Here is a 16,696-nt window from a genome sequence, read left to right on the forward strand (position 1 = left end):
ATCACGGGATCGACGCCCATATTGAACATCGGCCGTCTTCGCGCAGGTGCCGGAAATGCAGATGTCGCTCAGCGAAAAGCTTCGCCGGGTCAAGCACAAGGGCAGCGCCGCCGTCCTGCTGGTGCTGCTGGCGGGCGCCTATGCGGCGCGCCCGCTGCTGTTCGGACCGGAAGTGCAGGTGTATGCGGTCGAGCGGCGCGAGCTGGTGCAGACCGTGGTCGCCACCGGTCGCGTGGAAACGCCCTTGCGCGTCGAGATCGGCAGCCAGGTGACCGGCACCATCGCGGCGATCCCGGTGGACGAAGGGCAGGCGGTCAGGGCGGGGCAGGTCCTGATCGAACTCGAGCCTGACGAAGCACGCGCCGCGGTCGAGCAGGCGCGCGCCGCCGTGCTCCAGGCGCAGGCGCGGCTGCAGCAACTGCGCCAGCTCAGCCTGCCGGTCGCCGAGCAGGCACTGCGCCAGGCCGAAGCCAACCTCGGCAACGCGCGCCGCCAGTACGCGCGCAGCCAGGACCTGTTTGCCCGCGGCTTCGTCGGCCAGGCGGCGCTCGACGAGGCCCGGCGCAGCCTGGACGTGGCCGACAGCCAGGCCGCCAGTGCCCGCATCCAGGCGCGCAGCATGGGCGAGCAGGGCAGCGATGTGCTGATGGCGAAGGCCACCCTGGAGCAGGCCCGGGCCGCCCTGAAGCAGGCGCGCGCCCGCCTCGCCTACACGACCATCACCGCCCCCGTCGACGGTGTGCTGATCGCCCGCCAGGCCGAGCGCGGCGCCGTCGTCCAGCCGGGCAAGGTGCTGATGGTGCTCTCGCCCAAAGGCCGGACCCAGCTGGTGGTCGACCTCGACGAACGCAACATCGCCCTGCTGCGCATCGGCCAGAACGCGCTGGCCTCGACCGACGCCTATCCGCAAGAACGTTTCGGCGCGCGGCTGGTCTACATCAATCCGGCAGTCGATCCGCAGCGCGGTTCGGTCGAGGTCAAGTTCGACGTCGAGCGCCCGCCCGCCTACCTGCGCCAGGACATGACGGTATCGGTCGACATCGAGGTGGCGCGGCGCGCGAATGCGGTCGTGGTGCCGACCGAAACCGTGCACGACCTTGCCGGACGCGCGCCCTGGGTGCTGAAGGTCGTCGGGCGGCGCCTGCGGCGCCAGCCGGTGGCCACCGGCATCGGCGGCGCCGGCAGTACCGAGATCCTGGACGGCCTGCAGCCGGGCGAGCTGGTGGCCCCCGTCTCCGGCGCCTTGTCCGAAGGCAGCCGCGTGCGCCCGGCCGTCGCTGCGCACAGTGCACGCAGCCTTGGAGGCTGAGATGCCTTTCGAATGGATCGCCGCCGTCCGTTTCCTGCGCGAAGGCCGCATGCAGTCGCTGTTCATCATCGTCGCCGCGGCGATCGGAGTGGCGGTGATCGTGTTCATGTCGGCACTGCTCACCGGCATGCAGGCCAACCTGTTTCGCCGCGTCCTCAGTTCGCAGCCGCACATCGTGCTCGAGCGGCCCAAGGATGCGGCGCGCGCGCTGCGCCAGGCGCAGGCCGGGCAGGCGGACGCGGCCATCCTGCAGACGCCCCTGCAGCGGCCCGACGTGATCGACCAGTGGCAGAAAGTGCGCGACGAGATGCGCCTGCGCAGCGACATCCTGGCAGTCGCGCCCACCCTCAGCGGTCCTGCATTCGTGCTGCGCGGGGCCACCAGCCAGTCGGTCTCGGTGACCGGCATCGACCCGGAGCAGTACGTCCGGATCGTGCCGCTGCCCGAAAAAATCGTTGCCGGCACCTACTGCATGAGCACGACCGACGTGCTCGTCGGGCAGACGCTGGCGAGCGACCTCGGCGTGCGCCTGGGCGACAAGCTGCGCCTGCAGGCAGCCAGCGGCACCGTCATCCTCGACATTGCCGGCATCGTCGACCTGGGCAGCCGCGGCGCCAACCAGCGCGCCGTCTACGTGCTGCTGGCCACCGCGCAAAACCTGCTGCACCTGACCGGCGGCGTCTCCAGCATCAACCTGACGGTGCCGGATCCCTTCGACGCCGAGACCGTCGCCCGCTCGGTGGCCGGCCAGACCGGCCTGGAGGCGCTGAGCTGGATCGCCGCCAACAACCAGTTCTTCCTTGGCATGAACGCGCAAAAATTTACGAGCGAGCTGATCCGCATCTTCGTCGACCTGTCGGTGGCGGCCGGCATTGCCAGCGTGCTGGTCGTGTCGGTGGTGCAGCGCTCGAAGGAAATCGGCATCCTGCGTGCGATGGGGGGCTCGCGCGGCCAGATCATGCGCGTGTTCCTGCTGCAGGGCGCCATCGTCGGCCTGCTCGGCTCGGTCGCCGGCTCGGCCATGGCGACGCTGCTCGTGCTGATCTGGCGGCTGGCGGCCAGGAATCCGGACGGCACGCCGATGTTCGTGCTGCAGATCAGCCCCAGCCTGTATGTGCTGGCGACGCTGGTGGCCACCCTGACCGGACTGGTGGCGGCCGTCACGCCGGCATTGCGTGCGGCCCGGATGCTGCCGGTGGAGGCAATTCGTGGCTGAGGACGTCCTGCGTGTGGAAGGCGTCACCAAGTCCTATGGCCTGGGCACGCCTGCCGCCACCGAGGTGCTGCACGGGATCGACCTGCGCCTGGCGCGCGGCGAGTTCGTCGCGTTGATGGGGCCTTCGGGGTCGGGCAAGAGCACTTTGCTCAACATCATCGGCCTGCTCGACCGCCCCAGCAGCGGCAGGCTGTTCATCGACGGCCGCGACACCGCCATGCTCGACGACGACGCGCTGACCCGCTTGCGCGGGCACAGCATCGGCTTCGTGTTCCAGTACCACTACCTGATTCCCGCCTTTACCGCGCTGGAGAACGTCATGATGCCCGAACTGCTCGCGCGCGGCCGCCCCGACGCGGCGATGCGCGCGCATGCGCGGCAGCTGCTCGAGCATGTCGGCCTGGCGCAATGGCGCGACCACCTGGCCAACAACCTGTCGGGCGGGCAGCAGCAGCGCGTGGCGATCGCGCGCGCGCTCGCACTGCAGCCGCCGCTGGTATTGGCCGACGAGCCGACCGGCAACCTCGACACGCAATCGGCCGCCGCCGTGTTCGCGCTGATGCGCCGCGTCAGCGCCGAGAGCGGCGCCGCCTTCCTGTTCGTCACCCACAACCTGGCGCTGGCGCAGCGCTGCGACCGCATCGTCGAACTGGTCGACGGGCGGATTGCCGGCTGACGCAAGCGCAGACCGGTGGGGGCGGCGGAGCAAGGCGATGCGCGCCGGTTCCTGCATGGCCTGTCCGGATGTACGGCTTGGCAAACATGGCCAAGCGTCAAGCGCCGTGGCCGAAGACGGCCCCGGCGCCGTCGAGGATGCGGCGCACTGCCGGGTGGCTTTCGCGCCGTTCGACCGACACGGCGTAGAAGTGCTCGACGATGGTGTCGATCGTGCCGACGGCTTCCAGTCCGTTTTCCTTGCACACGATATCGGCGAGCACCGTCGGCGCCACCATGAAACCGCTGGCGGCCCGTGCGAAGGACTTCAGCAGGGCGCCGTCGTCGAATTCACCCACGGCGATCGGGCGCAGCGCGTGGCGCTCGAACCAGCTGCGAAGCTGGCTGTGGATGGCGGCGTCCTGGCCCGGCAACAGGAAAGGCGCCTGCTTCAGGCGCTGCGGGAACGGGCCCGGCCAGGCGCTGCACAGGTCGGGGTGGCCCATCACGGTCAAGGTACTCGAACCGAGCAGGTGCGTGTAGCCGCGGATTGCGCCTCCGGGCGGCAGGCCCTGGTCGGCGATGACGAGGTCGAGCTTGTGCGCCGTGAGTTCAACCATCAGGGCATCGAACCGGCCTTCCTTGCAGATCAGGCGCATCCCCAATCCTGCCTCGTGCGCCGGCTGCAAGAGGCGGAAGACCATCGTCTTCGCAATCATGTCGCAGATGCCTACCCGCAGCGTTTCCGAAGCGAATACGCCGCGCCGCACGGCTTGTTCCAGCTCATTTCCCAGGTCAAAGATCTGCGTGGCATAGCCCATCACGGTCTTGCCCGCCTCGGTCAGCTCCAGCCCGCGGCCCTTCTTCTGTAACAGCGGCTCGCCCAACTGGTCTTCGAGGACCTGCAACTGCATGCTGATTGCCTGCGCCGTCACATGCAATTGCTCGGCCGCCCGCGCCACCGACCCGTGGGTGGCGACCGCCTTGAAGTAATGGAGGTGCTTGTAGTTAATCATGCAATCCTCAATAAAAACTGATCTTTTATCCGATATTAATTGATTTTACTTTGAGTTTGCACGCTCCTATAGTGGACTTGTATTCCACTTTGATGAGGTCACCATGCATACCTATCCCACCGACAGTCCCACTGCCATCAGCCGCCTGCTGGCCCTGACCATGATCGTCGACGGCCACGTGAGCCCGTCCGAGGTGCGCGCCATGCACGACGCCGCCTTCCTGGGTCAGGTCGGGGTCGACGCCGATACCTTCGACCATACCCTGCGCGAACTGTGCGAGGACCTGCTTGACACGGCTGTCAACCGCTGCGCCGGCATCGTCGAGATCGACCCGGCGCTGCTCGATGGCCTGCTGGACGAGGTCCGGGACCCGCTGCTGCAGATCTGCGTGTGGCAGGCCATGGCCGGTATCGTTCGGGCCGACGGCCGCATCGACGAGCGCGAGACGACGCTGGTGCGGCGCGCGGCCAGGACCTGGTTCGGCACTGAGGCGGGCAGGCAAGGTGGCCGGACCGTCCCGACGGGAAGCGTTTTATAATCGGCAGCGCAGCGGCAACGACCTGCGGCGCCCATTGCCGGCCTTGCGTAAGGAGGAGACGCAATGATGGAAGTCCTGATGTTCTTGCTCGGGCTGGTCCTGCTTGTGGTCGGCGCCGAAGCACTGGTGCGCGGGGCGTCCCGCCTCGCGCTGTCGGTGGGCATTTCTCCGCTCGTGGTTGGACTCACCGTGGTCGCCTTCGGCACCAGTTCGCCCGAAATGGCAGTCAGCGTGCAGTCGGCCCTGGCCGGAAGCGCCGACCTGGCGCTGGGCAATGTCGTTGGCAGCAATATTTTCAACGTCCTGTTCATCCTTGGCGTGTCCGCCCTGATCGTGCCGCTGCTGGTGGCGCGCCAGCTGGTGCGCCAGGAAGTGCCGGTCATGATTGGCGTCTCGCTGCTGCTGCTGGCGCTGGCACTGGACGGGCGCATCGGCCGTGGCGACGGCGCATTGCTGACCGGCTTGCTGCTGGCCTATACCGCGTTCCTGGTCCGCCAGTCGCGCCAGGACCGGGCTGGCGGTGCCGGCCTGCTCGACGACACGCTGGCACCGCCCGCGCCCTGGGAACGCCACCCGGCAGCGCAGCTGCTGCTCATCGCCGCCGGGCTCGGCGCGCTGGTGCTGGGCGCCACCTGGCTGGTCGACGCAGCGGTCAGCTTCGCGAAATACCTTGGCGTCAGCGAACTGGTCATCGGCCTGACCATCGTTGCGGCCGGCACTTCGCTGCCGGAAGTGGCCACATCGATCATCGCGGCGCTGCGGGGCCAGCGCGATATCGCCGTCGGAAACGTAGTAGGAAGCAATGTCTTCAATATTCTCGGCGTACTGGGCCTGTCCTCCATGGTCAGCCCTGCGGGGATCGAGGTCGCCCCGTCGGTGCTGGCCTTCGACCTGCCGGTCATGCTCGCCGTGGCGCTGGCCTGCCTGCCGATCTTCTTTACCGGTGGCCTGATCGCGCGTTGGGAGGGCGCCCTGTTCTTCGGGCTGTATGGCGCCTACATGGCCTATGTGCTGCTGGCCGCCCAGCAGCATGACGCCTTGCAGCCGTACAGCAGCGTCATGCTGACGGCGGTGCTGCCTCTGCTTGCCCTGACCCTTGCGCTGCTCGCCTGGCGCGAGTGGCGCGGCCAGCGCGGCGCCTGAGCCGGACCTTCCACTTCGGCAGGACGACGACATGGACCACGCAGCGCTCCCGGCGGCACCGCAGGCGATATGGATCCGCTGGGCCTGGCTGCTGCCGCTGGCCTTGCTGCCGGTGGTGGCGAGCCTGCCGGCCGAGCCTGCCAGCTGGTCCGTGCCCTGGGTCGCGCCGCTCGGCGTGCGCCTCGGTTTCGCCGCCGATGGCCTGGCGCGCCTGTTCCTGCTGCTGGTGTGCGGGGTGGGCGCGGCGGTGCTCGCCTATACGCCCGGCTACCTGCGCGGCCATGCCCGGCTCGGCCAGTTGATGGGCCTGCTGATCGGATTCACGCTGGCCATGATCGGGGCCATCCTGGCCGACGACCTGCTGCTGCTGTTGCTGTTCTGGGAAGCGACCAGTGTGCTGTCCTTCCTGCTGGTGGGCTTCGGGCACGACAGCCCGGACAGCCGCGACAGCGCGCGCCAGGCGCTGCTCGTCACCGGCGCCGGCGGGCTTGCGCTGCTTGCCGGGATTGTCCTGATCCTGCTGGCCGCGCCCGCACTGCGGCTGAGCGACCTGGCCCATCTCGATCCGGCCGTGCTGGGCGATCCCCGCTTCCAGGCCGGCGTGGCGCTGGTGCTGGCCGGGGCCATGACCAAGTCGGCCCAGTTTCCATTCCACTTCTGGCTGCCGGGTGCGATGGCCGCGCCGACGCCGGTCTCGGCCTATCTGCACTCGGCCACGATGGTGAACCTCGGCGTGTACGTGATGGCGCGCTTCGACGAGGCCATGGGCGCGACGCCCTGGTGGGAAGCGGCGCTGCTGTCGATCGGCACCGTGACCGCCTTGTGGGGCGCCGTGCAGGCCCCCCGTGAACGCGACCTCAAGCGGCTCCTGGCCTGGTCCACGGTCTCCGCGCTGGGTACGCTGACGGTCCTCATCGGCCTGCCCAACGAACTGGGCGCGCTGGCTTTCGCCGCCTTCCTGCTGGCCCATGCGCTGTACAAGGCGCCGCTGTTCTTCGTGGCCGGCAACGTCGACCATGCCACCGGGACGCGCCTGATCGACCGCCTGCGCGGACTGCGCCATGGCATGCCGGCCAGCGCGCTGGCGGCCCTGCTGGCGGGCCTGTCGATGGCCGGGTTGCCGGCCACGGCCGGCTTCGTCGCCAAGGACAGCATCAAGGCCGCCAAGGAAGTAAGCGAGGTGCTGTGGGTGGTCGAAGGCGCCAGCCTGCTGGTGAGCTCGGTCGGCGTGGCCGTCGCCAGCGTGGCGGTGGTGCGCATCTTCTTCGGCCGCCCGGCGCACCCCGCGGGCCGCGCGCCGCACGAAGGCGGCTGGCGGCTCACCTTGCCGCCCCTGGCCCTGGCCGCCATCGGCATTGCGCTCGGCCTGTTCCCGGCGCTGGCCGAAGCGCTGGTGACGGACGCTGCCCGCATGATTTCCCCGGCGCTCGGACGCGCCGATGCCTCCCTGGAAGCCGACTGGCTGCTGCGCATCGAGAGCTTCGCCGCCGTCTGGCTGGTCGGGGCGCTCGTGTACGCCCGCTGGAACGCTCTGGCGCGCATCCTCGGGCGCCTGCACGTGCTCGACGGCGCTGGCCCGGCCGCCGCCTACGGCGCCGCACTGCGTGGCCTGAAGCACGTGGCCGGCGTGCTGGCGCGCGCCCAGCAGGGGCGGCGCCTGAGCCGCTACCTGGGCGCGACGGTCGCCGCCACGGTGCTGCTGTCGGCGCCATGGGCGTTCGGCTTGCAGGTGCCTGCGCCTGCGCCGCTCCAGGCCGGCGGTGCCGGGGTGCTGGTGGGGTGCGCCGGCGCCATTGCCGGGGCCATGCTGGCGGTGCGCGCGCGCGACACGCTCGGGCGGCTGCTCGGCGCCGGCGCGGTCGGCGCCGGCAGCGCCATGGTCTTCCTGTTCCGCGGCGCCCCCGACCTGGCCTTGACCCAGTTCGCGGTGGAGACCGTCTTCGTGGTGGTGGCCGCGGTCGCCCTGCACCGCTATCGGCAGCGGCAGGACATCGGCGTGGAGCGGGGCGGCGTGGAGCGGGGCGGCGCGGGGCGGGGCGGCGCGGGGCGGGGCCGCGCCTGGCGGGCCGGCATCGCCCTGGCCTTCGGCCTGCTGCTCGGCGCCGTGCTGCTGGCGCTGTCCGGCCGGCCGCTCGACCCCGCCATGGCCGATTACTTCCTCGCCCAGAGCGTACCGCAGGCGCACGGCCGCAACGTGGTCAACGTCATCATCGTCGACTTTCGTGCACTCGACACGCTCGGCGAGATCCTGGTGGTCATGCTGGCGGCCCTGGCTGCCTGGCCGCTGGCGCGCCGCCTGCCGCTCGGGAGAAAAAACCGATGAATGCGCCGCGCTCGATCGTGCTGGAAACCACCATCTCCTTGTTCTACTGGATCATGCTGGGTGCGGCCCTGTGGCTGCTGCTGCGCGGGCACAATGCGCCCGGGGGCGGCTTCGTCGCTGCCCTGGTGGCGGTGGCGGCGACGGCTGCCCATGCGCTCGTGTTCGGCCCGGCAGCCGCGCGCGCCCGCTTGCCGCTCGGCCCGCTGAGCCTGAGCGCTTTGGGACTTGCCCTGGCGGCGGCCAGCGGCCTGCCGGCGCTGCTGCTCGGGCAGGCTTTCCTCACGCACTGGTGGGGCGAACTCGCCCTGGCCGGCCTGGCGCTGAAGGTCTCCACCGTGCTGCTGTTCGACCTCGGCGTGGCGCTGTGCGTGTGGGGTGCGCTGGGCGGATTCTGCCTGCGGCTACTGGAGACGGTGCGATGATCGAATGGGCGATTGCGGCGAGCGTGACCGTGGTGGCGGCCGCCGGCCTGTACCTGGCCAGCGCGCGCGACCTGGTGTCGATCACGGTGGGACTGGCCTTGCTCGGCTCGGCCGTCAACCTGTTCGTGTTCGCCGCCGGCCGCCTGGGCCAGGCGGCGGCGCCGATCATCGCGCAGGGCGCGGCGGCGGCGCCGACGGCGCTGGCCAACCCGGTGCCGCAGGCCCTGGTTTTGACGGCGATCGTGATCGGGTTCGCCTTTGCCTGTTTCGGCATCGCCCTCGCGCTGGCGCTCGCCGGGCACGACGGCCGCGCCGACGCCGATGCGCTCGAGCAGGCCGAACCGCCTCCGCGCCCGGACGGCGAGCCCGGGGAGCTGCCATGAACGGGGCGCTCGTTGCCGCGCCGGTGCTGGTGCCCTTGTTGACGGCCGCGCTGACGGCCGCCCTGGCGCGCTGGCCGCGCCGCCAGCGCGCGGCCAGCGCGGCCGGCATACTGCTGCTCCTGCTGTGCTGCGCCGCGCTGCTGCACGGCGCCATCGGCGGCGCCGTGGTGACGGCGCGCTTCGGCGACTGGGCCGCGCCGTTCGCGATCGTGTTCCGCATCGACCGTGCCGCCGCCCTGATGCTGACCGTCAATGCCGTGTTGGCGCTGGCGGTGCTGGCCTACCCGAGCCGGGGCGGGGCGCTGGCCACGCCGTTCGGGCAGCCGCTGGCGCACGGCCTGCTGGCGGGGGCGGGCGGGGCATATGCCACGGCCGACCTGTTCAACCTCTACGTCTGGTTCGAAGTGATGCTGATCGCGGCCCTGGGACTCATCGTTGCCGGCCGCAAGCCGGCGCAGCTGGAGGCCGGCCTGAAATACCTGGTCCTGAACCTGTTCGGCACAATCCTGCTGCTGGCGGCGGTAACGGGCCTGTACGGCCTGACCGGCCAGCTCAACTACGAGGCCCTGGGCAGGGCACTGGCCGGGCGCGGCGACGATCCGCTGGCCTTGCTGCTGGGCGCGCTGCTGCTGGTCGCGCTCTTGATCAAGGCAGGCGCCTTTCCCTTCCTGTTCTGGCTGCCGGCGGCCTACCCCGTGTTGCCGGCGCCGGTGCAGGCGCTGTTCACGGCGCTCACGACCAAAGTCGGGGCCTACGCGCTGTTGCGCCTCCTGTACGAGGTCTTGCCGGCCGGTGCGCCCGTCTACGCCCAGGCCCTGGGTGTGATCGCGCTGGCCACGATGGTGGCCGGCGTGATGGGCGCCGTGCACCACTACGACCTGCGCCGTATCCTGGCCTTCCACAGCGTGAGCCAGATGGGCTATATCCTGCTGGCGGCGGCCCTGGGCGGGGCGGCCGGAATCGCCGCGGCCCTGTTCTTCAGCATCCACCATATCCTCGTCAAGGCCAACCTGTACCTGATCGCGGGCATGATCGCGCGCAGCGGCGGCCACCACGACCTGCGCCGGATCGGCAACCTGGCGCGCACCAGTCCCGCGCTGGCCGTCCTGTTCGGGCTGAGCGCGGCCGCGCTGGTGGGCATTCCGCCGCTGTCGGGTTTCTGGGCCAAGCTCCTGATCCTGCGCGAAGGTCTCGACCAGGAACGCTACCTGTGGATGGCGCTGGCGCTGGGCACCGGTGGCCTGACCCTGCTGTCGATGGCCAAGATCTGGATCGAGGCGTTCTGGAAGCCGCATCCCGCGCCCGCCGGCGCGCCGCAGGCGGCCCAGCGGCCGGGTGCATGGGCCGCCTGCGGCCTGCTTTCGCTGCTGGCCCTGGCCATGGGCATGATGCCGGGCCCGCTGATCGATTTCCTGAACGCGGCCGCCGCGGCGATGGCCGCGCCGGCGGCCGGGGGACTGCCATGAAGCGCCTTGCCGCCGGCGGCGCGCTCCTGTGGCGGCTGTTCGCGGCCATTGCGCGTTCGGGCTGGCAGATATCCTTGCGCATCCTGTCCTCTCCCGGCAGCGTCGCGCCCGGATTCGTCGAGTACAGGTTCGCGCCGATGGGAGCGGGAGCGACGACCATGCTCGCTTGCCTGATTTGCCTCACCCCCGGCACCACCGCGGTCGACGTCGACGCCGTGGCCGGACGCATGCGACTGCACCTGCTCGACGTGCGCGATGGCGCCGCCGAGGCGGCGCTGCAGGAAATCCGCCTGCTGTTCGAAAGCGCCGTGCGCACGCTGTTCGCTGAAAGGACACACCATGACGATACTGGCTGAACTATTCGTGGGGGCGGCGCTCCTGCTGGTCCTGGAAGCCTTGCGGCGCTTGCCGGGCGCGGCCGACCGGCTGGTGGCGGTCGACGTCCTCTCCGCCTGCGGCCTGGCGGCCTGCCTGCTGGCCGCCGCGCGGACCGGCCAGACGGCTTTCCTGGACGTGGCACTCGGCTTTGCCCTGATCGCCTTCCTGGCCACGGTCTGCTGGGCCTTCGCGCTGCGCTCCGCGGCCGCCACAGAGGAAGCGCCATGATTGCGCTGGGATGGACGCTCATGATTCTCGGCGCCGCGCTGCTGGCGGTGGCGGCGCTGGGCCTGCTCAGGCTTCCGGACGCCCTGGCGCGCCAGCATGCGGCGACCAAGGCGGCGACGCTGGCGCTGGGGGTGATGCTCGCCGGACTGGCCGTGCTGCAGCCGTCGTGGGCATGGTGGGTCAGGATCGGTGCGCTGGTGGCGGTGCTCGCGGCGACGGTGCCGATTGCTTCGCACGCGCTGGCGCGCGCCGCCGCGCCCAGGCCGGACACATCAGAATCGACCTGATCGGGCATCCTGGTTTCGCATCGGCCGGTTGATGGCAGATAGCTTACGCCAAATTGCGCAACGGTAATGATCCTGGCATGAGGACTTGCTGAGCTCGTAATCGTCCCTGGGTTGTCCCGGTTTTGAAAGGTGCACACCTGTTCAAGCGACGCTACGCAGCTATATTCGATGGCAGGCATGCTGCAATTTTTGATCTGTTCCACTCCACTTCGAAACATTAACTAGTTTGATGGAGAACTCGATGAAAACACGCAACTTCCTGAGATTCGGACTGGCAGTTGTCGCCTTGGCCATGACCTTGGCCGGGTGTGGTGGCGACGACGATCACGACCCGGTCGCTACGCAGGGAAATATTGCTGAAGTAGCGAATGCACAAGGATTCAATGCATTGCTGGCGGCCGCCACGAAGGCCGGCATCGCCGGCACACTCGGTGATTCGAATGCACAGCTCACCGTCTTTGCGCCGACTGACCAGGCTTTCAATGATCTGGCAGGCAAGTTAGGGTTTGCCAATGCGACAGCCATGGTCAATGCATTGCCTGCCCCCACACTGCAGAGCATCCTTACTTACCACGTGCTTGGTTCGAAAAAGCTCGCTGCCGACCTGTCCGCTGGCGGCCCTACACAGACGACTGCTTATGTGTATGCCAATACGCCAACGACGCTGGCCTTCGATTTCACGAGCGGCGTAAAAATCACGGACGCCGCTTTGACGACCGCTACTGTCGTCACCCCGGATGTATTGGCGAGTAACGGTGCGATTCATGCCGTCGACAAAGTACTGATCCCTCCAGGCGTGCTCAACATCGTCCAGATGGCGCAGGTCAATCCGCTCTTCAGTTCACTCGTAACTGCCGTCGTTGCCGCCGACCTGCAAGCGACCCTGAGTGGCGCTGGTCCGTTCACCGTCTTCGCTCCGACCAATGCCGCATTCGCTGCGGCCCCACAAAACCTGACTGCCGCCCAACTGCGCACCGTGCTGACGTATCACGTCCTGGGGAGCCAGGTGCTTTCCGCGCAGATCCCGTTTGGCGTGCCGGTTCAGACGGTCGCGGGCCAAAGCATCAGGTTTGCATCGGGAACGCCGCCGTTGATCAATGACACCACCGCTGCACCGGCGAACATTGTCGCAGTCGACGTCAGGGCCAGCAATGGCGTCATCCACGTCATCGACAAGGTGCTGATTCCAGCCTTGTAAGCCGTTCGTCGTTCATGACCGAGGCTGCTGGGGTGGAGGTCAATTCAGCGGCGCCGCGTCGGTCAGCGCGCCGCGTTCTTGCACATCGCGCCGATCCGGTGCACAGTAGCTGCTTCTTCAAGCAAGGAAGCACATGCTGACCGAACGCGTTGAATTTCAGGGGTCGCACGGAAAGTTGTCCGCCAAGATCGATCTGCCCGATGGCTTGCCGCGCGCCTACGGCCTCTTCGCCCACTGTTTTACCTGCAGCAAGGACGTGCTCGCCGCCAATCGCATTTCGCAGGGACTGGCGGCACATGGCGTCGGCATGCTGCGCTTCGATTTCGCCGGTCTCGGCGCCAGCGCCGGCAATTTTGGCGACACCAATTTTTCGTCGAACGTGCAAGACCTGGTCGCCGCCGCCGGCTTCCTGCGCGACAAGTTCGCCGCGCCGCGCCTGCTCGTTGGCCACAGCATGGGCGGCACGGCTGTGCTCGCTGCGGCGCACCTGATACCCGAATCGAAAGCGGTAGTAACGATCGCCTCGCCGAGCGATCCGCATTATGTGGTGAACTCCCTGTTGCACGAGCACCTCGACACGATTGCCCAGCTGGGCGAAGCGCGCGTCAAGCTGGCCGGGCGCGATTTCAATATCCGGCAACAGTTCGTCGACGATGCGACCCAGCACCAACTGGCCGAGCGGATCGCGCATTTACAACGTGCGCTGCTGGTCATGCATGCGCCGAACGACGATACGGTGGAGATCGCGAACGCGCTGCGCATTTTCGAGATGGCGTCGTATCCGAAGAGCTTCGTGTCGCTCGACGGGATAGATCACCTGGTGACGGGCAGGGAAGATGCCGCGCAGGTGGCAGCGATGATTGCGGCGTGGAGCGCGCGGTATATCGAGAGTGATCGTTAACGCCGAGGTAACGTAGGGTGGGCACCCGGTGCCCACGCGGAATGCGGCACAGTGCGAACGTCATCAGGAGAGCGATAACCGAAAGTCGTGGAAGCACCCAAGGTGACACCGCGACATGATCACGTAGCCGCAATAACAGAGCAAACATGACGCGAGCGTCCGCGTGGGCACGGAGTGCCCACCCCACAATGTCCTCTTACTCGTCGAACTCTTCAGCCAGATTCTTCCAGCCGCGGGCCTTGGCAAACGGCGCAAACTCCTCCGGCGCCTCCAGCACGATCAGCTTGCGGTCCTGCAGGCCCGGGTCGCTGTGGCCGAAGTCGGGGCCCTTGTAGCCGAGCCCGCGCAGGCGGTCGATGATCGCCTTGACGAGGACGCTGTCCTTGTACAAGCCGGCGTCGAGCTGCGAGGCGAAATCCACGTACACGTCGATAATCCCGTAGCCCTCGTCGAAAATGCGGATCGCCTTGACGTCGTGGGAACGGCCGGTGCTGTCGAGAGCCTTGAACGGGCCGGACAGTTCAATGTCGGTATCGGTAGTCATACCCGAAAGCATACCACCGACCCGACTTCCACGATTCTTACTTGAGCGCCTTGTAAATCGCTTCCAGCCGGTCCGGCGTGCCCGGGATGCGCTCCAGGCGCGGATAACGCGCGCCGCCGTGATAATCGAGCGAAATCGTGCGCAGGTTGTTGCCCTTCCTGACCAGGAGTTCGATCGGCGCCTTGTTGTCCTTCGAGGCCTTGACGGCCGCCTTCAGCACTTCCGGCTTGAACACCTTGTTGTTGACGGCGACGATGGTCGTATTGCCCGCCAGGCCAGCGCGGAAACCGACGCCATCCCACTGCACGTTGCTCACACCGCCATCGGCGCGCACGGCGAAGCCCAGCGAATAGCTGAAGTCGGTCGACTTGCTGCGCTCTTCACCGCCCTTGATGTAGTCGGTCGGGGTGTCGGTGTAGACCAGCTTCCAGCCGGCGCGCGTCAGGCCGTCGAGCGGGGCGCCGGGGCCGTGGCCGTCCAGGCGCGAGCGCAGGAAGGGCGCCCAGTCGAATTTCTGGACCTTGTTCAGTGCCGCCACCACGTCCTCGAAGCTGTAGAAGGCCGGCAGCATGCTGCCGTTCTTGATGCCGTAGAAGGCGCGCGCGAAATCGTCGAGCGAGCGCTTGTCGGCGGACAGTTCGCGGATCCTGGTGTCGACGTCGAGCCAGATCAGCGCGCCTTCCGAGTAGTAGTCCTCGCCGCGCTGCCAGTTGCTCCAGCCGAGGGCGCGGCGCGCAATGATGATCGGGTCGTTCACGGTGTCCTGCACTGCGCGCCAGGCGCGGCCCTGCACGTTGTCGTAGCGTGCGGCGGTCGCGGCCAGCGCATCGCGTGCGCTCGCCTGCGAGACCATGCCGGAGCGCGCGCCCAGCACGCTGCCCCAGTACTGGGTCTGGCCTTCGTACACCCACAGCAGGTCGTTCTGCAGCGGCGTGTTGAAGTTCGGGACGTCCTGTCCGGCCGGCCGGCGGAACTTGCCGTTCCACGAGTGGGTGAACTCGTGCGGCAGCAGGTCGCGGCCCGACTCGGTACGCGCCCACTCGGTGAAGTAGTTCGGCTTGACGCCGTTCTCGCTCGACTGGTGGTGTTCGCGGCCGATGCCGCCGAATTCGTCCGACAGCGCCAGCAGGAAGTCGTAGTGCTCGTAGTGGTGCGAGCCGAAGAGCTTGAGCGCTTGCTGCACCATCGCGCGGTGCGCGGCGATCTGCTCGGGCTTCGCTTCCAGGCTCTCGGCATTGTCGGCCACGACGTTCAGCGAGACGCGCACCTTGGCGCCCGGATCGAGGTCGAATTTCTTGAAGTGGCGGCCCGCGAACAGCGGCGAATCGATCAGCGTTTCGAGGTCGTGCGCCTTGAACTGGACTTCGTCGCCCTTACGTTCGGCTGTCTCGAGCGCGGTGCCGTACTGCCAGCCGGCGGGGAGCGTGAGCGATGGCTGCACCGTGATGCGGCGCGCCACGTAACCGGCCGGGTAGAGCGTCACCGACGGCCATTGCAGGCCGAGGATATCTTCGGTCATCACGATGCGGCCCTGGCTCGCATCGAGCGGCGACAGGAACTGGTATTCCGCTTCCAGGGTCGTGACGCCTTCCGGCACGTTGACGTGGAAGGCGTACACCTCGACCTGGTCGCGCGTCCATGCCACCGGCTTGCCGTTGGCCGTGAATTTCAGGCCCGCGAGCTGGGTCAATGGGCCGCTCGGGCCGTGGTTCGCAGGCAGCCATTGCGGGTACAGGAAAGTCATCGGGCCAGGCTTCACGGGCACCGTCATGCGCATGCGGAAAATCTGCTGCGACAAATTGGTCGCATCGACTTTCAGCACGATGGTGCCGGGGTAGGCCTGGTCGACTGGAACTGGGACGGCGGCTTGTGCCGGGAAGGTCAGCGCGATGGCGAGGGCGAGGCTGGAAGCGGTCTTGGCGGCGAAGAGGAAGGGAGCGTGTGCGGTCATCTCGTAGGCAGTGTGGGTAACAGAACCGGACGAGTGTAGCACGCAGAAAATCACGAAATACTCTGAAACATCGTTGCAAATTAAATTTGCATGAGAGGCAAAAAATCCGTATTTCGTATGCCTTGAAAAGTAAGGGGCATGGCATTAGATTGGTTCCAACGGATGCTCACGATGAGGTCCGTCAACTTATCGCTTAACTTTTACAAGGATATATATCATGCGTACTTTTGACCTCGCTCCCCTGTACCGTTCCGCCATCGGCTTCGACCGCCTGGCCAGCCTGCTCGAGCAACGCGCCGAATCGCAGCCGAGCTACCCGCCGTACAACGTCGAGCTGCTCGCCGAAGACAAATACCGCATCGTGATGGCCCTCGCAGGCTTCTCGCGCGATGAAGTGGAAATCGTCTCCGAGCGCGACACCCTGCACGTGACCGGCCGCAAGCAGAAGGATGCAACCGAACGCACTTTCCTGCACCGCGGTATCGCCGCCCGCGATTTCGAACAGCGCTTCCAGCTGGCGAACCACGTGAAGGTCACCACCGCGTCCTTCGACAACGGCATGCTGACCATCGACCTGGTGCGCGAAGTGCCCGAAGCGCTCAAGCCGCGCAAGATCCAGATCGCAGACGCGCACGTTGGCGACGCCAACGGCAATACCGACAATGTTCAGCAGATCGAACAGCGTCAAGCCGCTTAAGGCAGAACGCGTGGCATAAGCAGTACAGGCAGTAAGGAAAAG

General features: G+C 67.7%; 18 protein-coding genes. 15 read left to right on the plus strand and 3 right to left on the minus strand.

Features of this window, described 5'->3' with window-relative positions; translation table 11 throughout:
• Positions 1-61 precede the first annotated feature (61 nt).
• The 3 genes from NMB41_RS06905 to NMB41_RS06915 are packed head-to-tail and all read left to right on the plus strand — an operon-like array spanning position 62 to position 3,201.
• Positions 62-1,309: an efflux RND transporter periplasmic adaptor subunit gene (locus tag NMB41_RS06905; RefSeq protein ID WP_494381734.1), complete on the plus strand. Its 1,248-nt coding sequence runs from the start codon at positions 62-64 to the stop codon at positions 1,307-1,309.
• A gap of 1 nt (position 1,310) precedes the next feature.
• Positions 1,311-2,525, plus strand: coding sequence for an ABC transporter permease (locus tag NMB41_RS06910; protein ID WP_494381735.1), 1,215 nt, complete (start codon positions 1,311-1,313; stop codon positions 2,523-2,525).
• Entirely contained in the window at positions 2,518-3,201 is a 684-nt protein-coding gene (locus NMB41_RS06915) for an ABC transporter ATP-binding protein (RefSeq protein WP_494381736.1), read from the plus strand. The genes NMB41_RS06910 and NMB41_RS06915 overlap by 8 nt, the downstream gene beginning before the upstream one ends.
• A 97-nt stretch (positions 3,202-3,298) precedes the next feature.
• On the opposite strand, the gene NMB41_RS06920 is transcribed toward NMB41_RS06915, so the two are convergent.
• Positions 3,299-4,195, minus strand: coding sequence for a LysR family transcriptional regulator (locus NMB41_RS06920; protein WP_494381737.1), 897 nt, complete (start codon positions 4,193-4,195; stop codon positions 3,299-3,301).
• 103 nt (positions 4,196-4,298) lie between these two features.
• On the opposite strand from NMB41_RS06920, the gene NMB41_RS06925 reads away from it, so the two are divergent.
• The 11 genes from NMB41_RS06925 (at position 4,299) to NMB41_RS06975 (ending at position 13,462) form a co-directional block, all read left to right on the plus strand.
• Positions 4,299-4,733 (plus strand): tellurite resistance TerB family protein, encoded by a 435-nt coding sequence (locus NMB41_RS06925; RefSeq protein WP_494381738.1) that lies wholly within the window; start codon positions 4,299-4,301, stop codon positions 4,731-4,733.
• 63 nt (positions 4,734-4,796) lie between these two features.
• Complete coding sequence (locus tag NMB41_RS06930) at positions 4,797-5,876, plus strand: calcium/sodium antiporter (protein ID WP_494381739.1); 1,080 nt, start codon at positions 4,797-4,799, stop codon at positions 5,874-5,876.
• 31 nt (positions 5,877-5,907) lie between these two features.
• The gene (gene mbhE, locus NMB41_RS06935) at positions 5,908-8,199 is read left to right on the plus strand and encodes a hydrogen gas-evolving membrane-bound hydrogenase subunit E (protein ID WP_494381740.1); all 2,292 of its coding nucleotides are present in this window, start codon (positions 5,908-5,910) and stop codon (positions 8,197-8,199) included.
• Positions 8,196-8,621, plus strand: coding sequence for an MnhB domain-containing protein (locus NMB41_RS06940; RefSeq protein WP_494381741.1), 426 nt, complete (start codon positions 8,196-8,198; stop codon positions 8,619-8,621). The genes mbhE and NMB41_RS06940 overlap by 4 nt, the downstream gene beginning before the upstream one ends.
• The gene (locus tag NMB41_RS06945) at positions 8,618-9,004 is read left to right on the plus strand and encodes a sodium:proton antiporter (RefSeq protein ID WP_494381742.1); all 387 of its coding nucleotides are present in this window, start codon (positions 8,618-8,620) and stop codon (positions 9,002-9,004) included. The genes NMB41_RS06940 and NMB41_RS06945 overlap by 4 nt, the downstream gene beginning before the upstream one ends.
• The gene (locus NMB41_RS06950) at positions 9,001-10,470 is read left to right on the plus strand and encodes a complex I subunit 5 family protein (RefSeq protein ID WP_494381743.1); all 1,470 of its coding nucleotides are present in this window, start codon (positions 9,001-9,003) and stop codon (positions 10,468-10,470) included. Before NMB41_RS06945 ends, NMB41_RS06950 begins: the two co-directional genes overlap by 4 nt.
• The gene (locus NMB41_RS06955) at positions 10,467-10,826 is read left to right on the plus strand and encodes a Na+/H+ antiporter subunit E (protein ID WP_494381744.1); all 360 of its coding nucleotides are present in this window, start codon (positions 10,467-10,469) and stop codon (positions 10,824-10,826) included. The genes NMB41_RS06950 and NMB41_RS06955 overlap by 4 nt, the downstream gene beginning before the upstream one ends.
• Positions 10,810-11,076: a monovalent cation/H+ antiporter complex subunit F gene (locus NMB41_RS06960; protein WP_494381745.1), complete on the plus strand. Its 267-nt coding sequence runs from the start codon at positions 10,810-10,812 to the stop codon at positions 11,074-11,076. Before NMB41_RS06955 ends, NMB41_RS06960 begins: the two co-directional genes overlap by 17 nt.
• On the plus strand, positions 11,073-11,363 hold the full coding sequence (locus NMB41_RS06965) for a monovalent cation/H(+) antiporter subunit G (RefSeq protein WP_494381746.1): 291 nt from the start codon (positions 11,073-11,075) through the stop codon (positions 11,361-11,363). Before NMB41_RS06960 ends, NMB41_RS06965 begins: the two co-directional genes overlap by 4 nt.
• 241 nt (positions 11,364-11,604) lie before the next feature.
• Complete coding sequence (locus NMB41_RS06970) at positions 11,605-12,561, plus strand: fasciclin domain-containing protein (RefSeq protein WP_494381747.1); 957 nt, start codon at positions 11,605-11,607, stop codon at positions 12,559-12,561.
• A 133-nt stretch (positions 12,562-12,694) separates the two neighbouring features.
• Entirely contained in the window at positions 12,695-13,462 is a 768-nt protein-coding gene (locus tag NMB41_RS06975; protein WP_494381748.1) for an alpha/beta hydrolase family protein, read from the plus strand.
• Positions 13,463-13,658: 196 nt separating this feature from the next.
• Here NMB41_RS06975 and NMB41_RS06980 read toward each other — a convergent pair whose 3' ends face one another.
• Both NMB41_RS06980 and NMB41_RS06985 read right to left on the minus strand, forming a co-directional pair.
• Positions 13,659-14,006: a hypothetical protein gene (locus NMB41_RS06980; protein ID WP_494381749.1), complete on the minus strand. Its 348-nt coding sequence runs from the start codon at positions 14,004-14,006 to the stop codon at positions 13,659-13,661.
• A gap of 37 nt (positions 14,007-14,043) precedes the next feature.
• The gene (locus tag NMB41_RS06985) at positions 14,044-15,957 is read right to left on the minus strand and encodes a M61 family metallopeptidase (RefSeq protein WP_494381750.1); all 1,914 of its coding nucleotides are present in this window, start codon (positions 15,955-15,957) and stop codon (positions 14,044-14,046) included.
• A 217-nt stretch (positions 15,958-16,174) separates the two neighbouring features.
• Here NMB41_RS06985 and NMB41_RS06990 point away from each other — a divergent pair, with 217 nt between their 5' ends.
• Positions 16,175-16,654 carry an Hsp20 family protein gene (locus NMB41_RS06990; RefSeq protein ID WP_494381751.1) on the plus strand — a complete coding sequence of 160 codons (480 nt, stop codon included), beginning with the start codon at positions 16,175-16,177 and terminating at the stop codon, positions 16,652-16,654.
• The last annotated feature ends 42 nt before the right edge of the window (positions 16,655-16,696 follow it).

This window comes from Massilia sp. FBCC-B171 (genome assembly GCF_059134155.1).